General features: G+C 35.1%; 29 protein-coding genes. 17 read left to right on the top strand and 12 right to left on the bottom strand.

All coding sequences use genetic code 11. The annotated features are described in order from the left end of the window. Positions 1 to 77 precede the first annotated feature (77 nt). The 5 genes from KORDIASMS9_RS01520 to KORDIASMS9_RS22995 all read left to right on the top strand — a co-directional run bounded on the left by KORDIASMS9_RS01520 (position 78) and on the right by KORDIASMS9_RS22995 (position 3,944). Positions 78 to 1,637, top strand: a complete 1,560-nt coding sequence (locus tag KORDIASMS9_RS01520; RefSeq protein ID WP_114905115.1) for a SulP family inorganic anion transporter — start codon at positions 78 to 80, stop codon at positions 1,635 to 1,637. Between the two features lie 30 nt (positions 1,638 to 1,667). Next, complete coding sequence (locus KORDIASMS9_RS01525) at positions 1,668 to 2,498, top strand: universal stress protein (protein WP_114901150.1); 831 nt, start codon at positions 1,668 to 1,670, stop codon at positions 2,496 to 2,498. A gap of 16 nt (positions 2,499 to 2,514) precedes the next feature. Then, positions 2,515 to 3,141 carry a carbonic anhydrase family protein gene (locus KORDIASMS9_RS01530; protein WP_114901151.1) on the top strand — a complete coding sequence of 209 codons (627 nt, stop codon included), beginning with the start codon at positions 2,515 to 2,517 and terminating at the stop codon, positions 3,139 to 3,141. Between the two features lie 129 nt (positions 3,142 to 3,270). Continuing rightward, positions 3,271 to 3,432 (top strand): Lacal_2735 family protein, encoded by a 162-nt coding sequence (locus KORDIASMS9_RS01535; RefSeq protein ID WP_114901152.1) that lies wholly within the window; start codon positions 3,271 to 3,273, stop codon positions 3,430 to 3,432. A 374-nt stretch (positions 3,433 to 3,806) separates the two neighbouring features. Continuing rightward, on the top strand, positions 3,807 to 3,944 hold the full coding sequence (locus KORDIASMS9_RS22995; RefSeq protein WP_162819715.1) for a hypothetical protein: 138 nt from the start codon (positions 3,807 to 3,809) through the stop codon (positions 3,942 to 3,944). A gap of 24 nt (positions 3,945 to 3,968) precedes the next feature. Here KORDIASMS9_RS22995 and KORDIASMS9_RS01540 read toward each other — a convergent pair whose 3' ends face one another. Then, positions 3,969 to 4,508, bottom strand: coding sequence for a hypothetical protein (locus KORDIASMS9_RS01540; RefSeq protein WP_114901153.1), 540 nt, complete (start codon positions 4,506 to 4,508; stop codon positions 3,969 to 3,971). 169 nt (positions 4,509 to 4,677) lie between these two features. Between KORDIASMS9_RS01540 and KORDIASMS9_RS01545 the strand changes: the two genes are divergently transcribed. The 4 genes from KORDIASMS9_RS01545 (at position 4,678) to KORDIASMS9_RS01560 (ending at position 8,234) form a co-directional block, all read left to right on the top strand. Then, positions 4,678 to 5,313: a Crp/Fnr family transcriptional regulator gene (locus tag KORDIASMS9_RS01545; RefSeq protein WP_114901154.1), complete on the top strand. Its 636-nt coding sequence runs from the start codon at positions 4,678 to 4,680 to the stop codon at positions 5,311 to 5,313. 70 nt (positions 5,314 to 5,383) lie between these two features. Continuing rightward, a complete protein-coding gene (locus tag KORDIASMS9_RS01550) occupies positions 5,384 to 6,181 on the top strand; it encodes a sulfite exporter TauE/SafE family protein (protein WP_114901155.1) in 798 nt (265 codons plus the stop codon). 83 nt (positions 6,182 to 6,264) lie between these two features. Further along, on the top strand, positions 6,265 to 7,671 hold the full coding sequence (locus tag KORDIASMS9_RS01555) for a rhodanese-like domain-containing protein (RefSeq protein ID WP_114905116.1): 1,407 nt from the start codon (positions 6,265 to 6,267) through the stop codon (positions 7,669 to 7,671). A 218-nt stretch (positions 7,672 to 7,889) separates the two neighbouring features. Further along, entirely contained in the window at positions 7,890 to 8,234 is a 345-nt protein-coding gene (locus KORDIASMS9_RS01560) for a rhodanese-like domain-containing protein (protein ID WP_114901156.1), read from the top strand. Here the strand turns inward: KORDIASMS9_RS01560 and KORDIASMS9_RS01565 are convergent, their stop codons facing one another. Beyond that, complete coding sequence (locus KORDIASMS9_RS01565; protein ID WP_114901157.1) at positions 8,235 to 8,831, bottom strand: bifunctional 2-polyprenyl-6-hydroxyphenol methylase/3-demethylubiquinol 3-O-methyltransferase UbiG; 597 nt, start codon at positions 8,829 to 8,831, stop codon at positions 8,235 to 8,237. Positions 8,832 to 8,929: 98 nt separating this feature from the next. Here KORDIASMS9_RS01565 and KORDIASMS9_RS01570 point away from each other — a divergent pair, with 98 nt between their 5' ends. From KORDIASMS9_RS01570 to KORDIASMS9_RS01585, 4 genes are all read left to right on the top strand, one after another. Further along, complete coding sequence (locus KORDIASMS9_RS01570; RefSeq protein WP_114901158.1) at positions 8,930 to 9,487, top strand: YeeE/YedE family protein; 558 nt, start codon at positions 8,930 to 8,932, stop codon at positions 9,485 to 9,487. Between the two features lie 2 nt (positions 9,488 to 9,489). After that, on the top strand, positions 9,490 to 9,903 hold the full coding sequence (locus KORDIASMS9_RS01575; protein WP_114901159.1) for a YeeE/YedE family protein: 414 nt from the start codon (positions 9,490 to 9,492) through the stop codon (positions 9,901 to 9,903). A gap of 210 nt (positions 9,904 to 10,113) precedes the next feature. Then, positions 10,114 to 11,247, top strand: a complete 1,134-nt coding sequence (locus tag KORDIASMS9_RS01580; protein WP_114901160.1) for a hypothetical protein — start codon at positions 10,114 to 10,116, stop codon at positions 11,245 to 11,247. Between the two features lie 28 nt (positions 11,248 to 11,275). Next, the gene (locus KORDIASMS9_RS01585) at positions 11,276 to 11,839 is read left to right on the top strand and encodes a hypothetical protein (RefSeq protein ID WP_205318024.1); all 564 of its coding nucleotides are present in this window, start codon (positions 11,276 to 11,278) and stop codon (positions 11,837 to 11,839) included. 155 nt (positions 11,840 to 11,994) lie between these two features. Here KORDIASMS9_RS01585 and KORDIASMS9_RS01590 read toward each other — a convergent pair whose 3' ends face one another. From KORDIASMS9_RS01590 to KORDIASMS9_RS01615, 6 genes are all read right to left on the bottom strand, one after another. Then, positions 11,995 to 12,648 (bottom strand): response regulator transcription factor, encoded by a 654-nt coding sequence (locus KORDIASMS9_RS01590; RefSeq protein ID WP_114901161.1) that lies wholly within the window; start codon positions 12,646 to 12,648, stop codon positions 11,995 to 11,997. Positions 12,649 to 12,797: 149 nt separating this feature from the next. After that, positions 12,798 to 14,612: a tetratricopeptide repeat-containing sensor histidine kinase gene (locus KORDIASMS9_RS01595; protein ID WP_114901162.1), complete on the bottom strand. Its 1,815-nt coding sequence runs from the start codon at positions 14,610 to 14,612 to the stop codon at positions 12,798 to 12,800. A 345-nt stretch (positions 14,613 to 14,957) separates the two neighbouring features. Then, positions 14,958 to 15,506, bottom strand: coding sequence for a hypothetical protein (locus tag KORDIASMS9_RS01600; protein ID WP_114901163.1), 549 nt, complete (start codon positions 15,504 to 15,506; stop codon positions 14,958 to 14,960). A 130-nt stretch (positions 15,507 to 15,636) separates the two neighbouring features. After that, positions 15,637 to 16,260 carry a hypothetical protein gene (locus KORDIASMS9_RS01605; RefSeq protein WP_114901164.1) on the bottom strand — a complete coding sequence of 208 codons (624 nt, stop codon included), beginning with the start codon at positions 16,258 to 16,260 and terminating at the stop codon, positions 15,637 to 15,639. 20 nt (positions 16,261 to 16,280) lie between these two features. Further along, positions 16,281 to 18,377, bottom strand: a complete 2,097-nt coding sequence (locus KORDIASMS9_RS01610; RefSeq protein ID WP_114901165.1) for an MORN repeat-containing protein — start codon at positions 18,375 to 18,377, stop codon at positions 16,281 to 16,283. Positions 18,378 to 18,401: 24 nt separating this feature from the next. Continuing rightward, positions 18,402 to 19,094 carry a hypothetical protein gene (locus KORDIASMS9_RS01615; protein ID WP_114901166.1) on the bottom strand — a complete coding sequence of 231 codons (693 nt, stop codon included), beginning with the start codon at positions 19,092 to 19,094 and terminating at the stop codon, positions 18,402 to 18,404. A gap of 301 nt (positions 19,095 to 19,395) precedes the next feature. On the opposite strand from KORDIASMS9_RS01615, the gene KORDIASMS9_RS01620 reads away from it, so the two are divergent. After that, a complete protein-coding gene (locus KORDIASMS9_RS01620) occupies positions 19,396 to 20,187 on the top strand; it encodes a hypothetical protein (RefSeq protein WP_114901167.1) in 792 nt (263 codons plus the stop codon). Between the two features lie 39 nt (positions 20,188 to 20,226). On the opposite strand, the gene KORDIASMS9_RS01625 is transcribed toward KORDIASMS9_RS01620, so the two are convergent. Continuing rightward, positions 20,227 to 21,195, bottom strand: coding sequence for a class I SAM-dependent methyltransferase (locus KORDIASMS9_RS01625; RefSeq protein WP_114901168.1), 969 nt, complete (start codon positions 21,193 to 21,195; stop codon positions 20,227 to 20,229). A gap of 238 nt (positions 21,196 to 21,433) precedes the next feature. Here KORDIASMS9_RS01625 and KORDIASMS9_RS01630 point away from each other — a divergent pair, with 238 nt between their 5' ends. The 3 genes from KORDIASMS9_RS01630 (at position 21,434) to KORDIASMS9_RS01640 (ending at position 23,644) form a co-directional block, all read left to right on the top strand. Further along, positions 21,434 to 21,823, top strand: a complete 390-nt coding sequence (locus tag KORDIASMS9_RS01630) for a DUF4345 domain-containing protein (RefSeq protein WP_162819716.1) — start codon at positions 21,434 to 21,436, stop codon at positions 21,821 to 21,823. 85 nt (positions 21,824 to 21,908) lie between these two features. Continuing rightward, entirely contained in the window at positions 21,909 to 23,189 is a 1,281-nt protein-coding gene (locus KORDIASMS9_RS01635) for an FAD-dependent oxidoreductase (RefSeq protein ID WP_114901170.1), read from the top strand. Continuing rightward, positions 23,186 to 23,644, top strand: coding sequence for a DinB family protein (locus tag KORDIASMS9_RS01640; RefSeq protein ID WP_114901171.1), 459 nt, complete (start codon positions 23,186 to 23,188; stop codon positions 23,642 to 23,644). Before KORDIASMS9_RS01635 ends, KORDIASMS9_RS01640 begins: the two co-directional genes overlap by 4 nt. A 100-nt stretch (positions 23,645 to 23,744) precedes the next feature. On the opposite strand, the gene corA is transcribed toward KORDIASMS9_RS01640, so the two are convergent. From corA to KORDIASMS9_RS01655, 3 genes are all read right to left on the bottom strand, one after another. Next, positions 23,745 to 24,833, bottom strand: coding sequence for a magnesium/cobalt transporter CorA (gene corA / locus KORDIASMS9_RS01645; protein ID WP_114901172.1), 1,089 nt, complete (start codon positions 24,831 to 24,833; stop codon positions 23,745 to 23,747). A 53-nt stretch (positions 24,834 to 24,886) separates the two neighbouring features. Then, positions 24,887 to 25,453 (bottom strand): mechanosensitive ion channel family protein, encoded by a 567-nt coding sequence (locus tag KORDIASMS9_RS01650; protein WP_114901173.1) that lies wholly within the window; start codon positions 25,451 to 25,453, stop codon positions 24,887 to 24,889. Positions 25,454 to 25,645: 192 nt separating this feature from the next. Further along, positions 25,646 to 26,545: a mechanosensitive ion channel family protein gene (locus KORDIASMS9_RS01655; protein WP_114901174.1), complete on the bottom strand. Its 900-nt coding sequence runs from the start codon at positions 26,543 to 26,545 to the stop codon at positions 25,646 to 25,648. Between the last annotated feature and the right edge of the window lie 96 nt (positions 26,546 to 26,641).

The raw sequence follows: 26,641 nt of genomic DNA on the forward strand, positions 1-26,641 counted from the left end.
ATTAAGCTAACTACGAATTGAGCGCAAGTCCAACATGTACTGCGTATTCAATTCAAAAAAAAACATCATTTACTATCATGCATAGTTCAAATCCATTTAAAAATTTAAAAGCGGATTTCCCCGCTAGTATTGTCGTTTTCTTCGTGGCACTTCCGCTCTGTTTAGGAATTGCATTAGCCAGTGGAGCTCCTTTATTTTCAGGTATTATTGCGGGTATTGTTGGTGGTATCGTTGTTGGTATCATTAGCGGTTCTCAAATTGGAGTCAGTGGTCCTGCGGCTGGTTTGGCTGCCATCGTTTTTATTGCTATTGGTTCACTCGGTTTTAAAGATTTTCTAGTTGCCGTTGTCATTGCAGGTGTCATTCAAATTCTATTTGGAGTACTTAAAGCCGGAATTATTGGATACTTTTTTCCTTCTTCTGTCATTAAAGGAATGCTAACGGGAATCGGTATTATTATCATTTTAAAAGAAATTCCATACTTTTTCGGGTACATTCCTGTAAAAGGAGAAGGCACATTTGCTGCCATCGCTTCTACATTTCCCAAAATTAGTTTAGGAAATACGATGATTGCAGTTATAGGATTGGGAATTCTTTTGTTATGGCAAAACTTCTTGATGAAGAAAGCTAAAATATTTCAATTGATACAAGGACCTTTAGTAGCGGTAGTTGTTGGGATTATATTTTATGTAATTCTTGGCGATTCTGAAGCTTTTGCAATTGCCGATAAAAACTTAGTAAATGTTCCTGTACCAGAAACAATGAGTTCCTTTTTTGGTCAGTTTCAATTTCCAAACTGGGGTGCAATTACCAATCCTGAAGTATTGATTACAGGGTTTACCATTGCATTGGTGGCAAGTTTAGAAACTTTATTATGTGTGGAAGCAACGGATAAGTTAGATCCGCTAAAGCGTGTGACTCCAACAAATAGAGAGTTGATAGCACAAGGTGTTGGAAACATGTTTTCTGGATTGATTGGTGGATTGCCAATTACACAAGTAATTGTGAGAAGTTCTGCCAACATTCAATCAGGTGGACGTACAAAAATGTCTGCGATTATTCACGGTTTCTTTTTAATTGTTTCTGTGATTTTAATTCCAACAATATTAAATAAAATTCCACTTTCTGTATTGGCAGCCATCTTATTATTAGTTGGATATAAGTTAGCAAAACCATCTACCTTTAAAAGCATGTGGAATGCTGGATGGATGCAGTTTGTGCCGTTTATCGTCACCATTGCTGGAATTGTGTTTATCGACTTGTTATGGGGAATTGGACTCGGACTTGCGGTAGGTATCGTCGTTATTTTATACAAGAGTTTTCAAAATTCTCACTTTTTACATATTGAAGATAAGAGTAATGGAAAACACAAAATTAAGATGACCTTGGCGGAAGAAGTAACCTTCTTTAACAAAGGTGCTATTTTAAAAGAACTAGACAGTTTGCCAAGAGATACGTTTTTAGAGATTGACGTTCGTAAAACACATTTCTTAGATAATGATATTATTGAAATTTTAGAAGATTTTTCAGAAAAAGCACGCAACAGAAATATTGATATTAAGTTGATTTCACAGCGTGGCGTTGTGGAAAATCCACCAAGTTTTATAGAATTCTTCCAACTTGAAAAAAGCGCCTAAGCCAAATTTTCATCTAAAAAAAGATATCGTATGAATACGTCAAAATATAAATTATTAGTATTGACCGATCTTTCTAAAGCTAGTAATATTGCTTTGGAAAACGCCGTAAATCTCTCTAAGATTATTGGTGGAAGTATTGATGTTTTTCATGTATTGAAACCATCTAATGTTGCTGAATATGAAAATCAACATGCAACCATACGTTCTATTGATGAAGCGCGAATTCGCTCAAAATCAAAGTTAAAAAGTATCGCAAAGTCAATTGCTAAGAAATACAATGTTTCTATCCGCACACGCTGTGTTTTAGGAAATTTGAAAGACGAAACTCAAACACATATTACACAAACGCAACCGGATATTATTGTATTAGGAAAGCGCAAACCTAAATTTGTCGATTTTTTTGGCGATAGTTTTACAAAGTTCATTATCAACTCGTTTGAAGGTTCGGTATTAATTTCTGGAAAAGATAAAGCGTTGAGTTCTGCTGAAATTTCATCGCTAGGAATGCTCAATACAACGGCGGACGAATTACCACTTGAAATGGCTAATGATTTGCGCAAACATCTTAAAAACCCAATCAAACGGTTTTATGTATACACAGATGGTGTCGCTGCAAAATCATCAGAAAAAACAGCCGAAAACGTCGTTACATTTGAGTTTCAAAACGGAAGCAATACCATGAATCATATTGCAAAATACGTGGCTAAAAATAATATTGAACTGCTTTGTATCAATCCGCATAATACCAACAAAAATAGCAGACGTTTGCGCAGTTTAACCTCTAACATTAAAGAAGCGATTCATAAAATCAATGTGCCAATTTTAATCGTAAACCACAAATCAACTATTCAATTACAATAACACTAATTAATTATATATGAAAGCACAAACAAAAGAAACACAAGCTGTCATGACTCCAGATTCGTCAATCCAAGCTTTGAAAGATGGAAACAAACGTTTTATGGACAATACGCAGGTTTCTCGCGACTTACTCGATCAAGTTTCTGATACAAGTACAGGGCAATATCCATTTGCAACGGTTTTAAGTTGTATTGATTCGCGTGTTTCCTCTGAACTGATTTTTGATCAAGGAATTGGAGATATTTTTAGTGTCCGAATTGCAGGAAACTTTGTCAACCAAGATATTTTGGGAAGTATGGAATTTGCGTGTAAACTTGCAGGCACCAAAGTCATTGTAGTATTAGGTCATACTGCTTGTGGTGCGGTAAAAGGCGCTTGTGATCATGCCAGACTTGGAAACTTAACGGCTTTGATCAACAAAATTGAGCCTGCGGTAGATGCTGTCAAAGAACCAACAGATGAAAGTTTGCGAAATTCTAAGAACATAGAATTTGTCAATAATGTTGCGGTTAAAAATGTAGAAATGACCATTGAAAATATTCGCAAACAAAGCCCTGTATTAGCAGATATGGAACGTGATGAAGACATCAAAATTGTAGGCGGAATGTATGATATTAGCAATGGAAAAGTTACTTTTTTCTAGTCATTAAGCTCATACATCAATTCCTAAAACATACATACAATAAAAAAGCCAAAGTATTCTTAAAGAAACTTTGGCTTTTCTATATTAGCTATATAAGTCGTATCTTTACAGTGCTAAAAAAAGAAAATTATGTTCGGATTATTCAAAAAGAAATCAGAAAAAGACAAACTCTACGAAAAGTACAACAAACTTACACAAGAAGCTTTTAACTTATCGACTAGCAATAGAAAATTGAGCGATCAGAAAACTGCGGAAGCAGAAGAAATCATGAAGCAAATAGAAGCTTTATAGGATTTTTAAAAACATCTTTTCATACAAATATCACATATTCGTTTTTTCCAATAAAGCTGGAAAAGAAACGATTGGTTTCCCGCGTTTTGGTTTTACAGAAGAAGCTGCCTCGGAATCAATCACGCATGCAAATAACATTCAGAAATTGACAAAAGTAGTGTTTGAAATTGCTGATACAACTTCAAAAAGTGCATTCGTGAAAACAATAAAACGCATATTCAACTGTATTTCAAGGCTTCTCACAAAAATTATCTTTTCCCAAAATTCGATCAAAATAAACAAGAAAAACTACAAGAATTTCCTGAATTGCAATAAACCATCTTATATTGACAAATTTTCATATATTTATGTAAGAAAAGATAATCCCAAAAATTATGGCACATTTATATTTTGATGATGAAGATGATTTCCCCGGTTTTACAAAGACTCCACCCACAGAAACTTTACGGGAAGTAGAACATCCGTTACCACCAAGTCCGAAAACATCTGAAGATTTAGACGATCGCATATAATATAAGCTTATTGGCATTGCCTGCTTAGATGGTAAAAAATGCAATAATCAAGTAAATTGGCATCAAGACAATAATGGTGTACATTGTCATTTTGAGCTTGCTTCTTCTGAGTGCGTTTTTTCGTAGATTAAAATCTATTTTGTGTTGTGAATTTTCAATTTCTTGGATAATAAATGCTAAATAATTTTGTTTATCTGTCAATTTTGGAGTGATCAAAACGTTTTTTAATGCTAATTCTTTGGGCATTCTTCCTTTTACAATCATCTTTTTTGGAAAAATAATGATCGACAAATAGATGACAAGCATCACGATCGTGAAAATAAAAAAGAAGTTAATATAGATAATATTGCTTAATTCACCTTCTACAACTTTACTATAGGTATATCCTATGATTGCTGACAACAAAGTAACTAACACAAGTACTAGCGAATATGATCGACTGGTTATACTTTCAGATTCTTTTAACGTGTAATCAATATAATCTTTACTTTCATTCAAGATAAATAAAGCGGAATCAATGGAAATTGACTTCCAATTTTCCTTAGGAATTTTGAACTCACTCATGATATAATTTAGATGGTTCCCATAAAAATAGAGAATTTTGTTTTAAATGGTATTTCTTACAAAATAATAATGTAACCTTTGTTACAGCACAAAAACTTAAAAAAACTAATTTTGATACTCAAATACTTTTAGTACTTTTAAAAGAAAACTAAAACACCAAATCGCACTCATGATTCAAGAACTTAAAGACAATTACGGACAGCTGTTTGAAGAAGAACTTCTGAATGAAATTGCACAAGTTGGCACGTTTAAAGAAGTTCCTGCAGGTTTTACGATGTTAGCGATTGGCGATTATATTCGCGGTGTTCCTTTGTTAATTTCGGGAGCTATGAAAGTCATGCGAGAAGACAAAGAAGGCGACGAACTTCTACTCTACTATTTAGAAAGTGGCGAAACCTGTTCTATGACGATGAATTGCTGTATGGGACACACGAAAAGCGAAATTAAAGCTGTAGCAGAACAAGACACAAAATTGATCATGGTTCCTGTGCAAAAAATGGAAGAATGGACTGCCAAATACAAATCGTGGCGCGATTTTGTGTTTCAAAGCTATCACACGCGACTCAACGAAGTATTGCACATTTTGGACAGCGTTGCATTTGAAAAAATGGACCAACGCTTACTCAATTATCTTAAAGAAAAAGTCCGCATCAACAAAACCAATACCATTCACAACACACATCAAGAAATTGCCTACGATTTGCACAGTTCCAGAGTTGTAATATCACGACTTTTAAAGAAATTAGAACAAATGGGACGCATTGAATTGCATAGAAATCATATTAAAATCATAAATTTAGACTAATTATGTAACTTTTGTTACTGCAAAATGCGCATACGATTCTGTTCTTTGCACTGACAAACACCCAACAATTATGGAAATACTTGGCTATGTTAGTGCCTTGATTATTGGAATTTCTCTAGGTCTTATTGGCGGTGGCGGCTCTATATTAGCAGTTCCCGTGCTTGCGTATCTATTTGCTGTGAACGAAAAAGTAGCCACTGCATATTCACTATTTATTGTAGGAACCAGCGCACTTGTTGGTGGACTGAAACAGCATATGAAAGGCTTTGTTGACTGGCGAACCGCAATCGTTTTTGGTATTCCTTCCATTATTGGAGTCACAATCGTACGCTATTATGTAATTCCTGCATTGCCAGATATTTTATGTACCATTGGAAATTTTGAATTTACGCGCAGAATGGGCATGTTCGGTTTGTTTGCCGCACTCATGTTTCCCGCAGCTATTTCCATGCTGAAAGAACGCAAAGAAAAAGAAAATGCAGGCACCATTTCATACAATTATCCATTAATCATCCTAGAAGGTTTAGTTGTAGGCTCCATTACAGGAATGATTGGTGCTGGCGGTGGTTTTTTAATCATCCCTGCGTTGGTTTTATTGGCAAATGTTGAAATGAAAGTCGCTGTTGGAACTTCTTTAGTAATTATTGCGTTTAAATCCTTACTAGGCTTCTTTTTGGGAGATGCATTAACGATGGAAATTGATTGGCAATTCTTAGCTATTTTCACAACCATTTCACTCATCGGAATCTTTATTGGGAGTTATCTAGGGAATTTCGTCGATGGAAAAAAACTCAAAAAAGGATTTGGCTATTTCATTTTTGTCATGGCTATTTTCATCTTCTACATGGAGTTTTTCGTGAAGCAATAAAAATTCACAAAAGGCAATTCTGTAACATAAGTTACTGTGTATAAATGTTTCGCGATGTACTTTTATCTCAAAAATTAGACCTCATGAACATAGAACAAATATACACAGGGTGCTTGGCACAAGGCGCATATTACATAGAAAGTAATGGCGAAGTGGCAATTATTGATCCATTACGTGAAGTACAACCCTATATTGACAAAGCAGCACAACAAAACGCGACTGTAAAATACATTTTTGAAACACATTTTCATGCCGATTTTGTTAGCGGACATGTAACACTTGCCGAAAAAACAGGTGCGCCAATTATCTACGGTCCTAATGCAAATCCTACGTTTAAAGCACTTATTGCCGAAGATCAGCAGGAATTTACACTTGGAAACATCACTATTATTGCATTACACACACCAGGACATACCATGGAAAGTACGTCCTATCTTTTGCGTGATGAAAACGGAAAAGATCATGCATTGTTTAGTGGCGACACATTATTTTTAGGCGATGTTGGAAGACCCGATTTAGCACAAAAAACAGGTGCGATTACGGTAGAAGATTTAGCAAGTCATTTATACGATAGCTTGCGCGAAAAAATCATGCCGTTAGCTGACGAAGTAATAGTGTATCCTGCGCATGGAGCTGGTTCTGCCTGCGGAAAAAACATGATGAAAGAAACCATGGATACGCTAGGCAATCAGAAGAAAGTGAATTATGCCTTACGTGCAGATATGACCAAAGCAGAATTTATTAAAGAAGTGACAGATGGTTTGTTGCCGCCACCAAGTTATTTCCCCGAAAATGTAAAACTTAACAAAGAAGGCTACGACGACATTTCAGAAGTACTAAAACGTGGAACCACGGCATTATCACCCACAGAATTTGAAGTGATTGCCAATGAAACCAACGCGATTGTTTTAGACGTGCGTCCTCAACATGAATTTGTCAAAGGACACATTCCGCGATCTATCTTTATTGGCTTGGACGGAAGTTTTGCACCTTGGGTTGGCGCGTTGATTGCGGATACAAAACAACCAATTCTTTTGGTAACTCCCGAAAATCGTGAAGAAGAAGCCGTGACACGTTTGTCGAGAGTTGGTTTTGATCATACATTAGGATATTTGCAAGGCGGATTTAACGCTTGGAAAAAAGCCGCTAAAGAATATGATACAATCAGCTCAATTTCAACGGAAACCTTTCAAGAAGCTTTTCAAAATGAACTCGCTGTTTTTGATGTTCGTCGCGAAAGTGAGTTTGCTTCAGAACACGTAATCGAAGCCAAAAACACACCATTACATTATATCAATTCGCACTTAGCGGAATTTCCACAAGAAGAAACTTTCTTTGTCCATTGCGCTGGCGGATACCGAAGTGTCATTGCAGCTTCTATCTTAAAAAGTAGAGGCATTCACAACCTGGTTAATATAGAAGGTGGATTTAAAGCGATTAAAGAAACAGACATTCCTGTGTCGGAATATGTATGTCCGTCAAGTTTATAAAATCACTATCGAGTGCAATTGAAAATACAACTGTTTATGAAATTTGGTATGATAAAAAACCGATCAACTGTGCTCGATATGCTACAAAAAATCATCTTTTATTTCTTAAAAATTAGTTAAAAATAGATTGCAACACGAACTTTGTAACTTTGGTTACTGTCCTAGAAACAGAATTGTGCTAATATTGCATCTAAGAAATCCCCCTAAACCCCAATCTAATGTCTTTTATTAACTCCTTATTTGGCGACAAAACATCTTCGGCAGATGCTATAAAAATTTTGGATGCAACAACATTCAAAGACGCTATTGCTGCTGGAGATGTTCAATTAGTTGACGTACGCACCAAGCTAGAATTCAACGCTGGACATATTGAAAATGCTGTGAATATTGACTTTTTCGATCGTGCTAACTTTAATGAAAATTTTGCTGGTTTTAATCGTGAAAAACCTGTGTATCTCTATTGTCGATCTGGGCTTAGAAGTCAACGCGCTGCCAAAAAACTTCTGAAAATAGGTTTCAAAAAAATATACGATTTGAAAGGTGGCTACAAAGCTTGGAAGTAACTATTTTGACAATACCAATGTCGTCATACTTCGCAAGTCGTGCACGTTGGTGCTTTTTACAGGTTCTAATAGCGAAAGTTGATGTGTTTTTAAGATTTCATTCAATACTGTACGCGTCAGCAGAAAACGCTCAGATGCATCTGGTAAAAAATACACGCCATTTTGCAAATGCGTAGGTTTGCCTTCAATACCAATATCTGAAGTCATTCGTATAAATAAACTTCCTTCTTTTTTCAACACACGTACCAATTCAAAAAACATTTCTTTAAAATGTGCTTCACTTTTGGCAAAATGCAACACCGCATTGCACAACACATGATCAAAAGTTTGATCAGGAAAAGGCAACTCTTCTACAGTGGCGACTTTACAATTGGCAGCAGATTTTGGATAGCGTTGTTGTAAATTTTCAACGTGTTCTGCATTGGAATCTATCGCAAAAAAATCAAAACCACTTTCGTGAAAATACTGCAAATTTCGTCCGCTTCCACAACCTGCATCTAAGAGTACATCATGCGGTTTGTAACGTCCTTTTAGAATTTGATCGAGCAGATAAATATCTGTATTTCCTACAATTTCAGCTAAAATTTGTTGTTTCATACCGATAAAAATAGTGAATTCGGTCAATTTTCGCGATTTTGTAACCTAAGTTACTTTTTACATCGTATAATTTTATTTCTTTTGTTAAAAATTTTGGTATGAATTGGATATACGAACCTTGGCCTTGGTACGTTTCAGGTTTTATGATTGCTTTGATTATGTTTTTGCTGATCCTCGTTGGAAAAAACTTTGGAATGTCGAGCAACTTGCGTACGATGTGTAGTATGTGCGGCGCTGGAAATAAGGCTGATTTTTTTCGTTTTGATTGGAAAGCACAGCGTTGGAATTTAACAGTAGTTGTAGGAGCGATTATTGGTGGATTTATTGCTCATGAATTCCTAACAGTAAGTGATGCGGTGGCGATCAATCCAAAAACGGTTGCAGATTTACAAGCGTTGGGATTTGAAAGTGCAGGAACAGCTTATTTACCCGAAACGTTATTTTCTTTGGATGTTTTTGCTGATGTAAAAAACCTTTCATTATTGATTATTGGCGGATTTTTAGTCGGTTTTGGCGCACGGTATGCGGGCGGATGCACTTCTGGACATGCCATTTCAGGATTGAGTAATTTACAATTGCCTTCACTCCTTGCTGTCATTGGCTTCTTTATTGGCGGTTTACTTATGATTCACTTTATTTTCCCTTTACTTTTTTAATTATGAGAACACTTACATATTTATTAATCGGAATTGTATTCGGAATTACCATGTTTAAGTCGGAAGCTGCTTCGTGGTTTCGCATTTATGAAATGTTCAAGTTTGAATCGTTTCACATGTACGGAATTATTGGTGTTGCTGTCGTTTTGGGCGTTATAGGTACATTTGTAATTAAACGCTTTGATATCAAATCATTTTACGGAGAGAGAATTCACTTCTTCCCGAAACAAAGAAAGTTTAAGCGCTATATCTTTGGTGGAATTTTATTCGGATTCGGTTGGGCATTGGCTGGTGCATGTCCTGGACCAATGTTTACCTTGTTAGGCGCAGGATTTTTGCCAATTTTAGTGGTGATTGTTGCAGCATTGTTGGGAACGTTTGTGTATGGTTTGTTGAAAGATAAGTTGCCGCATTAGTTTGGTGTTTTAAAAATACTTTTTCATTTTATATTTAGCGGTTCACATTTTTTTATTATTGTGAGTTGGTCGCTTTGCTCCTGTTATGAGTTATTTTCAATTTAAAATTTAAAATTCTAAACTTCTTCTGCTTTTTCGCGACAAGTTACACTTATAAATAATATATTTTAAAAGCTTTCGTTTCGTATGTTAGACACTTACAAACTAATTATGAAACAAACTTTACTACTACTCTTTTTCATTACAAGCTCCATTGGGTATACACAAAATGAAACTACTTTTGAGGTAAAGATTGATGCCAATATGGAGAATGCAAACGATCCTGAAGAGAAAGAAATTATAGCACTTTGGACAAACTATTTACAATCTGGAGAGTATCAAAATGTAGCAACTACTTTTTGGGACACAAGTCAATACCGAATTCCTGATTATTTTTTATGGATGGTGGATCTTAGATCGCTTCGTACAAGAACGCCAAAAGTACAATGCACGATACTAGGCATCTTTGCCGTTGAAAATGGTCATTACGCCGTTAAAACCTCTTTAGCGCATCTTACCGAAGATAATACCGTTGTTTTAGAAGCTATCCTTTCGGTGTATGCTAAAAAAGTGAATGGACAATATTTGCTTGTCAACAGCTCGCAATATCACAAAGATATTTGGCAAAAAAAGCAGGTTGGCAACATTACATATTACATTCATCCCATGCATCAATTTGAGGAGAAAGATGCTGTACGCATGAACGTCTTTAATGAGGAAATTGCAAAAAAACTTAGGACTTCTCCTATTTCGTTTGATTATTTTGTGAGCAGTTATTCTAGAGAAATTGTGCGTTTGTTAGGCTATGAGTATATGTCTAAAATTTACATTCCTGGACAAACTGGCGGTGTTGCTGATGTTCAAAATCGAATTGTGTATGCTGGAAATAATTCTACTTATTATGCGCACGAATTGGTTCATAATTATACGTATGAGCTTTATCCTAACGCTAATCATTTTTGGTTGAACGAAGGTTTTGCAACATATATGGGCGGAAGTAGCGGCTATGATTTGGAATGGCATATACAAAAATTAAAAGCGTATGTTTTAGAAAATCCAGATTTTGAAATTTCTTTATCCGAATTGCGTGGTTATATTCCCAATGGACAACACAATACAGAATTTCGTTATGTGATTGGTGGAATTATTTGTAAGAAGGTATTTGAAGAACACGGAATGGACGGCGTTATTGAAGGATTGCGAACTGTAGATACCGATGAAGATTTCTTTAAGTTTATCAAAGAGAAATTAAACATAAAAGAAGAAGATTTTTCCTCATATATTAAAGAAATTGTTGTAAAATAACTATTTTGAGTATCCAAATGAAGTAGCTGTGAAATCACAAATTAAGTATATCGAATTGAAAAGTAGTTACAACGATAACGGTCCGGCGTGGATTGGAATGGTTTCGTTTTCCAAAAGTGGAAAAACACTTTATTTTAATAATACTGCTTTTCAGAGTTTGGGCGGCAGTGGAATTGCTGGAAATTATTTTGATGTGGAAACAGATGATGAATATTGGATTTCAAACCCAAAGAAAAATTTAACTGATAGACATCGTTTTGGCGGCGGAACAATTGCGGTTGAGAAACGAATTTTGCCTGAATATCTTAAAATTATTGGAAGAACTGAATTGCCGAAAAAGGGTTATGAACTCGTTGATGTGGATGTAAATATTCCGAAAGAACGTATTACCGCATTAGAGAATGAGCGTTTGGAACCCATTGAATTTGATGCGCGACTTCACTTTAAAAAACCGAATGAACTTACAATTGAGGAACTTCAATTTTTGATTGAAGACTTGAATAGTAATGAGGAAAATTCGATCTATAAAAAATCACGAAAAAGCATCAAAAAAAGACGTTTTGAGTTGGAACAAGAATTGGAAAAACGTTGATCACTCCACAACAACAACTCAATACTAACATCTCAATACTTATTAAAAACTTTTTACGAATTCACGAATTATTCTCGAATCAAAATATATGATTATATAGAAAATAGTTACTTTGAAGATATCTCAATACTAACATCTCAATACTCAATACTAACTTAAATAAGCTTTTGCGATTTTGCTTTTTGTACGGCTTCCATTTTGTTGTGTACTTGTAGTTTTCGGTATATGTTTTCTATGTGTTTGCGGATGGTTCCGGAAGAGATGAATAGGTTTTCTGCGATTTCGTTGTAATTCAATCCTTTGCTTAATTGCAACAACACATCGGTTTCGCGTTTGGTGAGTTTTACTTTTTCAATTTCTTCATCATTCTCTGTGATTTGAAGCGGATTTCGTAATAAATTCAACGCTTTCAACGCAATACTTGGCGACATGGGCGCACCATCGTTCACGACTTCCAGAATGGATTTGTGAATGTTTTCCGCGTTGATTTCTTTCAATAAATATCCATCTGCACCCGCTTGAATCGCCTTGAAAATATGTTCTTCATCGTCAAAAACGGTTAACATGATAATTTTGATCTGCGGATGCTTTTCTTTGATGATTTCCGTTGCTTTGATGCCGTCCATTTCTGGCATTTGAATGTCCATCAGAATGACATCAATATTGTGATTTGCCTCAAGTTTTCCCACCATTTCCGCACCATTTGCAGCTTTAAACTTAAATACAAAATCGTCAAAGAAAGATAATTTTTCTATCACAGCTTTGGCTAAAAAATGGTTGTCTTCCGCAATGGCAATTTTGAGTTTCATGTTTTTTTTGGTTTATAGATTTGTTTGTTGTTTGTTTAGAAACTTCCTAATACCTGAGACCTAATTCCTTTATTACTGATTCGTTTTACTTCTTTTAAACGCTGAACTTTGCAACTTCTCAATACTCAATACTAACATCTCAATACTAACTAAATACTATATTTCACTACAATCTCCGTTCCGTTTCCTGGTTTTGAATTGATGTCAATATACGCATTGATTTCGTCCATGCGTTTTTGCATGTTGTACAATCCGTTTCCGAGTTGCACCGTTTCTTTTTCAAATCCGTCACCATCGTCTTTTACAGAAATTACAAGTTGTGTATTCGCTTCTTGAAAGTTGACCGAAACCAATTTCGCATTGGCATATTTGAGCGAATTGTTGATCGCTTCTTGAATGACTCTGAACAAGTGCATGCCTTCTATTGCCGTAAATTGAATATTCGAATTCACTTCATTGGTAAAGGTAAATTTTACAGCTTGCTTTGCAACTTTCGCTTTTTCAATAAAAGCCAAGGTTCTGCTTTGTAAATCAGTTAGTGAAATTTCGTCTTTGTTCATTGCCCAAATCGTATCGCGCAATTGATCAATGGTGGCAGATGTGAATTCACTGATGTAACTCAACTTGTCTTTGAACTCCGTTGAAGTATCTTTGGAAGCGTATTTTAAGTTGTCAATCGACGAAATGATGAACGACAATTGCGCGCCAATATTATCGTGTAAATCGCGCGAAATTCGCAAACGCTGTTCCTGCAATTTGTTTTGGGTTTCTATTTCTTTTAGCGCAACTTTTAGTTTGTTTTCTTTGATTAATTGTCGGTTTTTTAATTTCTGCTGATTGTACACTACATATCCTAAAATTAAAATCAACAATGCCAACGCCAACGCTCCGTATATTTGATATTGCCGTTTTTGGAGCAATAAGCCTTTTTCAGCGATGTCTGCGCGTTGTTCTAAGATTTCACGTTCTTTTTCGGCGGTTTTGTACTTGGTTTCCATTTCTGAAATTCCATCCGCAAAGCGTTCGTTGTAGTTTTGTATGGTGAGATTGTAAATTGAATCGCCCAATTTGCTGGCAGCTTCATAGTTTTCTTCCAACATTAACAGGCGCTTTTTTTCTAAAAAACCATATAACAATCCCGAATTGTCTTTTGCCTTTTTATAGTTTTTTATGGCTTTGTCAAACATGTTGCGCGCTTCCACATATTGCTTTTTATCCGAAAATAATTTGCCTTTTTTGATGAGTGCAAATCCTTCTTGTGCCGTATTTTGATCTTTTTGAGAAAAATAGATGGCGCTGTCTAATAGTTTGAGTGCTTGTGTTGGTTCTTTTAATTGGTTGTAACTTTCGGCTAATAAGCTATAATTAGACGCCAATTTGGTATACTTTTTTTGGGTGCGATTGATGGAAATTGCTTTGCTCAATTTAGAAATAGCATCGTACAAAAGTTCCTTGTTTTTCTGCTGCATGCCCAATTCAATATTAACCGCGCCAATATTTGCCAACGCGCTTGTGGCAACATCTTCACCAACGAATTGTTTGTTTTCAAAGACTTCCAACATGATGTTTTTGGTTTCTTCACGGCGATTGACGTAGTAATAACAAATGCCAATTTTATAGCGACCGCGGTAATAGTTTTTGTAGTCTTTTTGCCGTTTGAAAAATTCGGTTGCTTTTAACAAGATATTCATGGCTTTGTCTGATTCTGTATTGCGAATAAACAGCGAACCGCGAATCAAATCGGTTCTGTAATGGTACGATGAATCTTGTAGTTTTGGGAGTAATTTGTCTAATTTTTCAGCGTAGATTTGCAATGAATCAAATTCTCTTTTTTGGTTGAAATCTTCACTTTGTTGTTCGTATTTTTCAAATAGCACAATTGCTTCCTCAGAAGATACTTCCCCATTTTGTGCCACGAGTAGCGTAGAAAGTAATAGAAAGAATGTGAGTATGCGTAGTTTCATCTTTATAAAGATAGAAAAGTTTTGGTTGATTTCGTTTTGCGTGATGATTCACACTAACAATATTCTTCTTTTTTTACTGAATTTCCTATACGTAGAGTTGCGTATTTTTGGATTGAAAAGTTTAAGAATTAGTTTTTATATTTTTCCAATTTATATGTGATGAAAAAAAGTATCGATGGAAATACAATAATAGAAGCTATGAAATCATTGGAAAAGCTTTTAATAATCATAAATATAATGATGACAATACAGCTGCAACCTATTGCAATGAAAAAGTTCTTTATCGCTTCTAAATGTATCATACAAATATGTGATTAATTTGGATAAAAAGTTACAATTAAACTGCTATATAATCTGAATCCTAAAATATTGATCTCCAATAATGATCATCCAACTTATGATGATAATAATGATAATTGTAAAAAGTTGAAACTTCCAATTCAGTTTGTATTTTTTACTGATAAGATATACCAACGTAAATAGAAAAATACTGATGATGAGCGACAATGTATGCGTTCCGATTCCTAAGTATTCCCCAAAACGCGCTTCGTCATTTGGATTTAAAAAGTTCATGATTCCTGCCATAAAGCGCATGTAAAATGCTGTAAATAGAAACGGATATAGATATTTGTTCCAACCTTTAGATTTCAATATAAAGTAAAAGAAAACACCTTGCAAAATGGTAATGATTGGTGCTGAAATAGAAATAATGGCTTGGTGATCTTCTGTGGGAATGACACCTTTTTTGGGTCCAACACCGTTCAAACGCATGATGGCTTCATAACCTAACATTTCACTCGTAAGCCAATGTGTAAATTCGTGAATGAACCAAGTAAAGAACACAGAAAGTATGGTAATGAGAATGTACATTGAAGTAACTTTTTGGTTGTTCATTCGTGAATTTTTGATTGATTGGAATGTAAGATAAGTTAGATATAAGGTTTAATCAAATAAAACTTCATTTCACTAAAAAAAGAGGCTGCAAAATCATGCACTTGCAACCTCTTTTAACGACTAACGGGATTTATTGTAAGTATTTAAAAGTATTCCATACTGTGGAAATGGCTAGTTTGTCTTTAAAATCTTCATAGGTTACTGCATTTTGATCGTCGCGAGCAGCCATTAACATAATAATGTGTGTGTTTCCGTGCGGATTTGGTTTTACCACCGCGTTGAATAAATAGTTGCCCACAAATTCTGGTGTTTTGCCTTCTTCCATGGTTGCAGTTGCCTGAAACGACACGTATTTTTCGCCATCAAACGGTAACATGCCAATTTCATGTTTGTCAACTTTATAACCGCCTCTTTTGAGCATATCGCGAATTTGCACCATAAACGAACGCGCATTTTTTTCAAACTCCATTCCGTCTAAAGAAATGTATCCGAACGAATACATTTCTGTGACAACACCATCATCATTTTTTTCTTGAATCATTCCGTATGAAGATGTTTTTTTGCCTTCCACAGGTTTGTCAAATTGTAAATTTTTAGGAATGTCAACTTTGAAATGCACTTCAGGTTTGTCTATTTTTTCCGCATATTCTGGCGTCATTTCAAAGGTTTCTACAGCAACTTTAGTTTTTTCTTTACAGTGTGTAAAACATAGCAATACGCAACATAGCAACGTAATTTTAGTTATTTTTTTCATGTGTTTTTATTCGTGTTTTGTTAGTAATCTTTCACTTTTGCGCCTTTGTTATTGAAAACGCCTCTAACCGTGTTACCAGATGTGTTGTATTTCATCATGCCGAGTCCGTTAATACGATCGTCAACAAATATTCCTTTAAATACCGAACGATCTACGTAGGTGTACATTCCGTAGCCATTTCGTTTTCCATCGGCAGTGTACGCGCCTGTGTAGGCACTTTTGTTACTCCATAAATACGTACCAACTCCGAAGCGCTTTCCGGCTTTGAAAAATCCCCAGTACGTATCGCCATTGGTGTATTCATATTTCCCAAATCCGTTGACACAATCGCCTGTACATTTGCCTGTTTTTTTTCCGTCTTTGTAGTTTTGTGCCGATTTTTCTATGAGTTTTCCATTTTCAAAAAGTCCTGCACTTGTTATTTTGTTTTTACTGTTCATCGTATAGCCCAAACCGTGTTGTTTGCCATCTTTCCAACCACCAACATAGATGTTTCCATTGGACCATTTGTAATATCCCATTCCATGACGACGGTTGTTTTGGTATTGTCCGTGGTAATATGCATTGTTAGGATATGTAATGTACGCCACACCTTCAATGGCACTATTTTTAAACGTTGCTTCTGTAAGAATATCGCCTACTTTTACTTTTCCCCAACCTTCTTTGCAATCGCCATCAACACAGTTTAAACCGTCTGTATTTTTGGTTGTATTTGAAGTGGAAGTTGTTGTATTTTGCTTGTTGTCTAATTCGCCATTGTACACGCGTCCGTGCAAAATTTGATTGTTTTGAGCCGTTCGAAAACCTGTGAGAATGTACAACGGTTCGTCATCAATAAAAATTACAGGATCGCCATTGGTTAGGTATTCAAAACGTGCTTTTTTATAATCAATGTGTTTTCCTTTGACAACGATGAAGAAGTTATCTTTTTCCAATTCACGCAAGTATAAAATAGAAGCTTCATCAGTAGTAGATAGCTCCATTTTTTTTACTGCCTGACTTTTTTTGTTTTGGTAATCGCGAACTACGTACGTTCTTCCCAGCGTTTTATCTACACGATAATCTACCATGTGCGGTCCTAAAAATGCAAAGTCGCGCGATTTCACTTTGTTTTGTCCGTATACGTAATTGATGAATTTCCCATCATGCGCATAACTCAACATCGTTTCACCTTTGGAAAGTACGTTGGTTGCCGTAACGCGTTTGTCAATCGTGTCTGTATCAGGATTTACATTTGGAATGGCGTAGTACGTTTTTGTCAATCCATCATACAGTATTTTTTCATTTGCCTTTACACCTTTGCTGATGATAATATCTTGTGAGCGTTCGCCATTGATGTATGCTGTTGTAAGTTTTTTGCCCGTTTTTTTATCGCCAGGAATGTAATATCCATATTCCAATTCCATTGGTTTGTTGGCGTCACTGAAGTAGCGATTGAACGTTTTATAGTGTTTTGCTTTGGGATCATTTGCGGTGTAAAAATTAATTTTATTGCCTTTCGTATCTACATCTACTGTATATTCATAGGTTCCAGAAGCCAATTCCTCTTTGATTAAAAACCCGTTTTTGTAATAGTATTTTCCTTTGAATCCAGCTTGTCCATTTGCTTTGGTGTATTGTAACGAAACGATCACATTTTTTCCTTTTTTACTGTATGAATAATCGCGTTGTTGGAAGAAAACCCCTTTTTTATTTACCACTGTTTTGATCAATCTGTCTTTTGAATCGTAAGTATATATTTTTTCTTCACCGTACGTGTTTTTCTCATACGTTAATAAATTTTTATTATTGAACCTGTAATTACTCACACTTCCGCTTTTGTATTTGAACAACACAATGTTTCCTTTTGAATCATATTCGAAGGTATCATCATAATTGTTGCCTATAATTTTTCCGTTTGTATCGTAATAATAACGCGTTCCGTAGTTGTAAACTAAGTTCCCTTGTCTGTCAAATATTTTTCCACTAGAAGTGTAGATGTCTCCTCGCAAGAAAAAATGTTCTTTTTTGTGTTTGAAACCTATCGGATTTCGCGGTGCATTTTCCATGTCTATTTTTTGCGCCATCGTGAATTGACAGACAAAACAGAAAAGTAAAATTGTGATGATATTCTTCATTTGTACTAAATTGTAATAGTTATTTTATATTTCTTTGAATGTATTCATGAATTCGTCACATGCGTGAATTTTTACTGGCAAGCGACTGAATACGTCTGTTGATAATTTATTTTTGAGTAATGTGAGATAACTGAGAATCGTTTGATTTTCTACACTTCTTTTGTTCAAAACAAGTTTAAAAATGTAGGTCATATTTTCTCTGTCCAGTTCTACAGTTTTTTCGTTTGTATTGTCTGAGAACCCATACTCAATCAAGAAATCTCGAAGTTTTTCTGCATCTTCTTTCATGACTTTTTTTGTATACCGAATTTCTGTGGCTTTTGCCATGATGGATTTTGTAGCATCTTTGAGTTTGTAGACACGCAAAGTGTTGAATTGATTGTCGCATACGTGAAAATCAACAGGCAATTCCATATAATTTGAGAGTTCTCTTGGCATGTATTGAAACGATTTTTCTAAAGAAGCATCGTTTAAAAATTCATCTTTTATTACCATTTTAAATACATACGTATTTCCTTCTTTTATAAATTGAACCGATTTCGTTTCGCCCGTTGCAAATTCTGATTCAATGAGACTTTTACCTAATTTTTCTACTTGCGCATCTGTAATTCCATCTTTGTAATAGACTTCCGTACCATTAAAAGTTTTCATTTCGCCAAAGTTTGTACAAGAAACCGCGAGTACGGTCACAAGAAGCAACATTCCTAATTTTCTCATTATTTTTGTGTTATTGGTATTAGTGCTGTTCAAAATTCCTTTTTTTTAACAGCTTGCACAATACGATACATTGCGTATTTTTTGATATCGTATCAATGTATTGCATTTCATATTTTACCCATACAGCGTTAGCTTCTTACAATATTCAATTCTAAGACAGATTATTTTACAATTGTTTAATGATTAAATTAAAAAATTAAACAGAAAGAAACCTCTAAAAACACAAACAGGTATTACTACGCGCAAACTGGAAACTGAATATTCCTACTTTTAATGATTATTAATCTTTAAAAATAAAACTATGATTCAATCCAATTCAAAACTATTGAATTACATTCATTTGTTGATGACAGATGACGCTGCATTGCATCAATTCTTGGTCGATCCTATTCAAGCAGAGGAAAACCACGGAATCACCAAAGCAGAGCGTGCTGTATTACGAAGAACTGTAGCACATTTAAGTAATAATTCTAAAAACGGATACAGCGTTGCAAGACATTCAGGTTCGTACAGACGTTCTTTACGTTTATTGCAAAATGTATTGCATCATGTTGGTTCAAAAATGGTGCAGGATTCGTTAAAACATCCTGAAACTTCAGAGAGTACGTATTCATTTTCGATGATTTTCAACTTTCCAAACAATACTGCTTCTGGTCCAGTAGACTATACGTTTAATACAAATGCCGATATTGATAAAATTGGTGGTCCGTATGCGTGGGCAACTCCAGTATATACTGTATCGCTTGACAATCCTAATCCTACGGTACAAGAAGTATATGATGCTGTAAATGACAAATATTTTGCAACTCCTGTAATGCCTTATGAAACAGTTACTATAGATGGCGCTGAGTATGTAAAAGCGATTGTTCCTTTAGGCGTATATCCGCTTACAGCAGATTTATCTAAATACACAACTAGTGATGATTATGTATTTTGGTTCTATTCTATCAACGGAAGAGCAGACGGAAATATCTCTGGAAATAGTGGAAATATCGGAGAATCTTTTGCAACAAAGACCTTAAACGCTGGTGATACCGTATTTTGGCAATTAATTGCGCCAGATGCACAATACCACTTTTTACCATGTAACTAAACCGATACAAGTACAAGACATTACTACCTATCTTAAAAGTCAAAGTGCAAGCTTTGGCTTTTTTATTTTTTTAAAAATCAACGTTCCACGCTGGTATTTACAAATAGCTGCTACGTTAGCAAGTTGTTTGTATTTTTTGATGACATCTTCGTGAATTTCTTCTGCAAGTAACGGATGATGCACTCGGTAATTTTCACCAATAAAATCAACAATGTGTAAATTGTTGACTTCACATAATTCCAAATAATACAAATATGACAAGCGATTCGTGTACGCAATGTCGTTTCCTGCCCAAAAATTCCACGTTTTATCAGAATATTTTAAAAAGTTAAACTCTGAAATGTTTGTATCTTGAAAAAATCCTGGATTGGCAAAATGATCTATAAAATTAATCGTGTGTACAGCGCAACCATCTTCAGTCAACCAATGCTTCATTTTGGAGAATAATTTTTCTAGGAATTCGGGCGGAATGTGCTCAAAAACAACTTGTGAACAAATGTAATCAAACGCAGTATCTACCTTTTCAATAGCTTGTAAGGTATATTTTGGAATGTAAGTAATGTGGCAATATTCTGTTACTTTTTCAAGTGTTTGAAACGACTCAATTTCCACTAATTTTTGTTGAATGTCTGATAAGCTACGTTTCCCCTTTTCTGCTAGGAGTTGAAGCAATGTTTCATCATTTAAATACTGAACTTGTTTTTGAAACGTTTTGATAGAAACATCTTTGGAAATATCAACCGTAACAATTTTGTCAAATCCTAATAAAAACAACACTACAGGCGCAATGAAAGAATATCCTGTGCCAATTTCTAACACTGATGTTTCGCGGTTAGCATTGAATTGAATTTCAGAAGCTTCAAACTTTCGAATGCATTCATAAAATTGATACAAACACACATTTTTGTGATACGCTTTACGAAGTGTCGCTGGAATATGGTTCAGTTGATCGCCAATTTTTGTAAAATGCAATACTTTCTGCAAACTCGCCTTTATTTTCCAATGCATACGATACTGATGTTAAGCTTCGTTTTCTTGTTTAGTTTTTTTTTACTTTGAATGAACAAAATTGGATTTTTTTCCTAAAATTGCGTGTGTAAGTTAAATTTTTTAACTAATTTTAACATATCTCTAACAAAAATTGTGGATTCTAGAAACCTATGCAATACTAAATAGTTCCACAAAACGTTGTGAATTTATAACCAAATTGATCAAAAATCGAAATTACTAAAAACTATTTTCTATTTTGAAAGAAGTACATAAAAATCTGCATCTCTCGCTCTCTACGGCTGCCATTTTAGTAGTTGGTGTCACATACGGACTCTATCCAAGTACTTTTTTGCCGCTTTTTTTCGATTTTAGCGTTGAAGGCACAGATCTCAATCACGTTTTTAGAGCCATGATGGGTTGCTATTTTGCATTGGGAATTTATTGGGGCTACAGCATTCTTTTTCAAAAACATTGGCGCAGTGCTACCTATTCTGTCGTCTTTTTTATGGGCGGATTGGCTGCAGGACGCTTGTTAAGCATGTTGGTTGATGGCATTCCTTCTACAGCATTCACTGTGGGTACCTTTTTAGAAATTCTATTTGTAATTTGGGGAGTTTATAATTTAAAAGTCTACGGGAAAGAATAATTTCACCTCTCTTTTTTAGCACAAACTTTGCGCAAAAATATGCGCGTTTTATCGTATTTTTACCTAGATTTTAGAATTTATTTTCATGAAAAAAGAAGCGTACAAAATTTATATTGTAGGTGCAGGAATTAGCGGATTGATCGCTGCAAAAGTGTTGGAAGCAAACGGATATCATCCTGAAATTATAGAAGCAACCGATCGTGTTGGCGGACGTGTAAAGACAGATATTGTCGATGATTATCAGCTAGATCACGGTTTTCAAGTATTGTTGACTTCCTATCCTGCGGCTCAGAAATATTTGGATTATGAAGCGCTCAATTTACAAAAGTTTCTACCTGGTGCCACAATTTTCACTCAAGGAACACAAAAAACCATTGGCGATCCGTTGCGAAATTTTTCGTTGCTGTTTCCTACGCTTCTCTCTGGCATTGGAAATTTCTCAGATAAACTGAAAGTACTCAAATTGAATTCAAACTTAAAAAAGAAATCATTAGACGATATTTTCGCGCAGCCAGAAACGACAACGTTGGCACATTTGCAAAAACTAGGTTTTTCGGACGAAATGATTTCAAAATTTTTCAAACCGTTCTTTAGTGGAATTTTCCTAGAGCCAAATTTAGAAACATCCAACCGAATGTTTGAGTTTGTGTATAAAATGTTTGGCGACGGTTTTGCTGCGCTACCAAAAGCAGGAATTGAAGCGATTCCCAAACAGCTAAAATCAACCTTACAACACACAAAATTTCACTTTAATACTCGTGTACAAGCGATTGAAGATGGAAAAATTACCTTAGAAAATGGCACCGTTTTAGAAAGTCATTTTACCATTGTTGCCACAGAAGCGAGTTCGTTAATTTCAAATTTAAAGTCGCAAGAAACTGCTTGGAAATCCTGTGAAGCTTTGTATTTTGAGACTTCCAAACGCACGATTTCAAAACCGTTGATCGGTTTGGCTGCTGATGAAACATTGCTTATCAATAATATCTTTTTTCATCACAGTTTGCCAACAGCTTCTATAGGAACTAAAGAATTGTTGTCTGTAACTGTTGTGAAAGCTCATAATTTATCTGAAGAATTTTTAATTAAAAAAGTACAAGAAGAATTGCAACAATATTGCGGCATTACCAATTGTACGTTTTTAAAACGATATACCATTCCGAAAGCCTTGCCCAATTTGCAACAATTACAATACAGCATGTCGCCATCGGAAACACGTTTGACAACACAAGTTTTCCTTGCGGGAGATGTACAACTAAACGGTTCGCTCAATGCTGCGATGCTTGCGGGTGAAGCTGCCGCTTTGGGCGTGATTGAAGCCTTAGGGAATTTGGTAAATCCTGATCATTTAAAATCTGAATATTTATGAAACTAGCGGAACAAATTGCAAAACATTTTAAGGAAGTGCATGTTGGTGGAAACTGGACAGCTTCCAACGTAAAAGCTGTTTTAGAAGGAATTACATACGAACAAGCAACGACGAAAGTGAAAAATTTGAATACGATTGTAACCTTAACCTATCACATTCATTATTATGTGGCTGCGGTGTTAAAAGTATTTCAAGGCGAAGCATTACAAGCGAAAGACGCACATAGTTTTGATCATCCAGAAATTAATTCACAAGCAGAATGGGAAGCTTTTGTGGCAAACGTTTTGAAAACTGCAGAAGATTTTACAACACATTTGGAAAAGTTACCCGAAGACTGTTTCGATCAACCTTTTACCGATGAAAAATACGGAAGCTACTACCGAAACATGCACGGCATTATTGAACATACACATTATCATTTAGGACAAATTGCGGTATTGAAGAAGCTTGTATAGGTTCAATGTAATAGGTTTTGGAACGTTTTTCTTTTGGGTGTTCGGTATTTGTAAGTTACTTAGGTAGAACACTGAGCCTGTAGAAGTGTGATTTAGAATATTACAGCCACTTTTTTCTACGGAAGTACAATAATAAAACTAAGAAGAGTACAACCATAATTCCCCAAAGGATAAAATATCCGTATTTATACTGGAGTTCGGGCATGTTGTCAAAGTTCATTCCGTAAACACCGACAATAAAAGTTAATGGAATAAAAATGGTGGAAATGATGGTTAAGACTTTCATGATGCCATTCATTTTGTTGCTAATAGTGGTCATGTGCATGTCCATTAATCCCCAAACCATTTCGCGATACAAATCTATGTTGTCGTTGATTTGTAAAATATGATCTTGCAAATCTTTTAAGTAATCGTGCGTTTTGATGGTGATGAGTTTGGACTCCGATTTTACAATTCGACTGATCACTTCCCGCGAAGGCAAGATATTTCTGCGCAAGCGTAATAATTCATGTTTTAGGTATTGAATGTCTCTCGAAATTCCATCGCGCGAACTTTCTAAGAACAATTCGTCTTCGGTGATTTCTACTTTAGAACCAAACGATTCAATCACTACAGCATAGTTATCAATAATGGCATCCATCAAAGAAAACGCCAAATAATCGGCGCCAGAACTCCGCAATCGGCTTGCTTGATTTTTGAAACGCTGACGAATCGGTTGAAAGATATCTTCTTCCGTTTCTTGAAATGTTAGCACATAATCGGTTCCAATAATAAACGAAATATGTTCCGTAAGCAGTTCGTTTTGTTTGTTATGATAGAGCATTTTTAACACCACAAAAATATAGTTTTCAAACTCGTCAATTTTTGGTCGCTGATTCGTATTCACGATGTCTTCCAAAATTAACGGATGAATTTTAAAGTATTCGCCAATTTTAGTAATGTCCGTAGCATTGTTTAATCCGTTGATATTAATCCACGTTACGCGATTGTTTCCTTTGGTATTGAGTATGTTTTTTATTTGCTTGCTGTCGTACGTGTTGTAGGTTTCTGCCGTGTATTCATGAACTTCGAGTAAGGTTTCTAAATTTTCCTTATCGCCCATGTACACAACTTCACCAGGAGCTTTTCCCAAACTTTTGGAAGCAGTTACTTTTTTAGGCTTTTTGGCTTTTTTAAACGGCGGTCGCAAATTTTATTTTTTTAGGCTTAATGACTTAAATATACAGAATAAATTGACACTGTTTACGATTCGTCTTCGTTTGCTGGTTTCGGCTCGTCTTGCAAAGGTGTTTCTACAATTTCTTCTGGAGCTTGTTTTTCTTCTAAAATTTCAATCCCTTTTTGCATGACAAGCGAGTTTGGCAATGAAATATTTTGTCCTGCATCTGTTTTGATGAAAAAGTAAAATGCCGTAATATTCTTTACCTCGCCTGTCCAATCGTAGTCTTTATCAATGATTTGTATGCGATGTCCAATACGAACCGGATGGTAAAAGAAGAGAATGAAACAGGAAGTTAGGTTGGACAAAATAGACCATTGCGCAAAGAATCCGACACCTAAAACTGCCAATACGGAAGAAATAAATACCGTAAAATCTCGGAATTGAATTCCCCAAATAATCGCGAGAATGATTCCTGCAATTACGTAAATTATAAAGAAACAAAGATTGAAAATTACTTTTCTGCGATTGACTTCAATGGCTTTGACAAAGCTAAATTTTCGTATGGCTTTTTTAATCGTAATCAAGGTCAAAATTACGATGACCAAAAGAATGAAGGTGAATAGGAATTCGGTTTGCGGAAAGGTCATAACGAATTGTTTTATATGTATTTTTAGGTAAATTTTGTTTCAGTAAATTTTCAAATATCAGTTTAATAGTATGAATTTCAATGTACGTTGATTTTAACTATTTGAAAAATCACAAATTCAAATGTACTTAAAAAAAGTACAGCTAACGATAAAATCTAACTGTACTTTTAGGGTGTTTTTTGGGTGTTATTTTTAAGCTTCTTCTAAGGATTTTTCCACATTTGAAACATTTAAGGTTTCATCCTCAAATTTCAACGTACGAATTGGGAATGGAATGTTAATGTCTTCTTCTACAAAAGCCTGTTTTATCTTTTTGATTGCCGTACTTTTTGCTCTTAGTTTTTCTAAGGCATTTTCAGCATCAATCCAAAATCTACACAAGAAATTAATGGAGCTTCCGCCAAATTCGGTAAAGTAAAATTCTACATCTTCTGCCTCATCTATTTGTTCAAACGAATCGGCAATGACACCTTTGGTAATGTGTTCAACTTTCTCTAAATCAGATTCGTACCCAATACCACATTCGATCGTGACACGCATTCGCGTTGTTAAAGAATAGTTTTTTATAGGGTTGTCTAAAATGGTTTTATTAGGAATTACTACAATGTTATTATCGGCTTCTTTCAAGACTAAATAATTCAACGCAATATCAATTACTTCACCTGCATAGCCTGTAGTTTCTACCCAGTTTCCGAGTCGTATGTTTTTTCTAAACGATAACACAACTCCCGAAATGGTATTGGAAAGTGTGCTTTGCATCGCCAAACCAATTACAATACCTGAAATTCCTGCTCCAGCTAATAAGCCCGTAATAGATTCTCCTAAATTCATAACACTAAGTGCTAAAAACAATCCGAGCAATACCGTAAAAGCTGAAATAACTCTTGATATTAATTTAGCAACAGCTTTTTGTCGTATGCGTCCTTGAATTAGTTTTAAGGTAATATTATACACAAAACGTGATATAAAGTAACTAATAAATAAAACTAAAATTGCTACCGCTATGTTGGGTAAGTTTTCTATGAATAGCACCCACCAATTTTCCAGTTTTTCAGTGAGTATTTTTGTTGATGATTTTATTCCTTCCTGCATGTTCTTTTCTTTTTTTTATGTGATGATTTATTTCGTGTTGGGGACTTCAATTTTCTTTTTCGTAAAAAACCTTTTTCTATTAAATGATGTGCATTT

Origin of the sequence: Kordia sp. SMS9 (genome assembly GCF_003352465.1) — a bacterium.
In the GTDB taxonomy this organism is placed as follows: Bacteria; Bacteroidota; Bacteroidia; order Flavobacteriales; family Flavobacteriaceae; genus Kordia.

What these genes read in the sequence shown, in the direction of transcription:
- KORDIASMS9_RS01650 (WP_114901173.1), bottom strand. Translation starts at nt 25,453, where the DNA reads ATGACCTTTCCGCAAACCGAATTCCTATTCACCTTCATTCTTTTGGTC.
- KORDIASMS9_RS22995 (WP_162819715.1), top strand. Translation starts at nt 3,807, where the DNA reads ATGGCACATTTATATTTTGATGATGAAGATGATTTCCCCGGTTTTACA.
- KORDIASMS9_RS01550 (WP_114901155.1), top strand. Translation starts at nt 5,384, where the DNA reads ATGGAAATACTTGGCTATGTTAGTGCCTTGATTATTGGAATTTCTCTA.
- KORDIASMS9_RS01555 (WP_114905116.1), top strand. Translation starts at nt 6,265, where the DNA reads ATGAACATAGAACAAATATACACAGGGTGCTTGGCACAAGGCGCATAT.
- KORDIASMS9_RS01530 (WP_114901151.1), top strand. Translation starts at nt 2,515, where the DNA reads ATGAAAGCACAAACAAAAGAAACACAAGCTGTCATGACTCCAGATTCG.
- KORDIASMS9_RS01595 (WP_114901162.1), bottom strand. Translation starts at nt 14,612, where the DNA reads ATGAAACTACGCATACTCACATTCTTTCTATTACTTTCTACGCTACTC.
- KORDIASMS9_RS01620 (WP_114901167.1), top strand. Translation starts at nt 19,396, where the DNA reads ATGATTCAATCCAATTCAAAACTATTGAATTACATTCATTTGTTGATG.
- KORDIASMS9_RS01590 (WP_114901161.1), bottom strand. Translation starts at nt 12,648, where the DNA reads ATGAAACTCAAAATTGCCATTGCGGAAGACAACCATTTTTTAGCCAAA.
- KORDIASMS9_RS01535 (WP_114901152.1), top strand. Translation starts at nt 3,271, where the DNA reads ATGTTCGGATTATTCAAAAAGAAATCAGAAAAAGACAAACTCTACGAA.
- KORDIASMS9_RS01635 (WP_114901170.1), top strand. Translation starts at nt 21,909, where the DNA reads ATGAAAAAAGAAGCGTACAAAATTTATATTGTAGGTGCAGGAATTAGC.
- KORDIASMS9_RS01625 (WP_114901168.1), bottom strand. Translation starts at nt 21,195, where the DNA reads ATGCATTGGAAAATAAAGGCGAGTTTGCAGAAAGTATTGCATTTTACA.
- KORDIASMS9_RS01600 (WP_114901163.1), bottom strand. Translation starts at nt 15,506, where the DNA reads ATGAACAACCAAAAAGTTACTTCAATGTACATTCTCATTACCATACTT.
- KORDIASMS9_RS01640 (WP_114901171.1), top strand. Translation starts at nt 23,186, where the DNA reads ATGAAACTAGCGGAACAAATTGCAAAACATTTTAAGGAAGTGCATGTT.
- KORDIASMS9_RS01545 (WP_114901154.1), top strand. Translation starts at nt 4,678, where the DNA reads ATGATTCAAGAACTTAAAGACAATTACGGACAGCTGTTTGAAGAAGAA.
- KORDIASMS9_RS01615 (WP_114901166.1), bottom strand. Translation starts at nt 19,094, where the DNA reads ATGAGAAAATTAGGAATGTTGCTTCTTGTGACCGTACTCGCGGTTTCT.
- KORDIASMS9_RS01655 (WP_114901174.1), bottom strand. Translation starts at nt 26,545, where the DNA reads ATGCAGGAAGGAATAAAATCATCAACAAAAATACTCACTGAAAAACTG.
- KORDIASMS9_RS01605 (WP_114901164.1), bottom strand. Translation starts at nt 16,260, where the DNA reads ATGAAAAAAATAACTAAAATTACGTTGCTATGTTGCGTATTGCTATGT.
- KORDIASMS9_RS01520 (WP_114905115.1), top strand. Translation starts at nt 78, where the DNA reads ATGCATAGTTCAAATCCATTTAAAAATTTAAAAGCGGATTTCCCCGCT.
- KORDIASMS9_RS01575 (WP_114901159.1), top strand. Translation starts at nt 9,490, where the DNA reads ATGAGAACACTTACATATTTATTAATCGGAATTGTATTCGGAATTACC.
- KORDIASMS9_RS01560 (WP_114901156.1), top strand. Translation starts at nt 7,890, where the DNA reads ATGTCTTTTATTAACTCCTTATTTGGCGACAAAACATCTTCGGCAGAT.
- KORDIASMS9_RS01525 (WP_114901150.1), top strand. Translation starts at nt 1,668, where the DNA reads ATGAATACGTCAAAATATAAATTATTAGTATTGACCGATCTTTCTAAA.
- KORDIASMS9_RS01565 (WP_114901157.1), bottom strand. Translation starts at nt 8,831, where the DNA reads ATGAAACAACAAATTTTAGCTGAAATTGTAGGAAATACAGATATTTAT.
- KORDIASMS9_RS01610 (WP_114901165.1), bottom strand. Translation starts at nt 18,377, where the DNA reads ATGAAGAATATCATCACAATTTTACTTTTCTGTTTTGTCTGTCAATTC.
- KORDIASMS9_RS01580 (WP_114901160.1), top strand. Translation starts at nt 10,114, where the DNA reads ATGAAACAAACTTTACTACTACTCTTTTTCATTACAAGCTCCATTGGG.
- KORDIASMS9_RS01570 (WP_114901158.1), top strand. Translation starts at nt 8,930, where the DNA reads ATGAATTGGATATACGAACCTTGGCCTTGGTACGTTTCAGGTTTTATG.
- KORDIASMS9_RS01540 (WP_114901153.1), bottom strand. Translation starts at nt 4,508, where the DNA reads ATGAGTGAGTTCAAAATTCCTAAGGAAAATTGGAAGTCAATTTCCATT.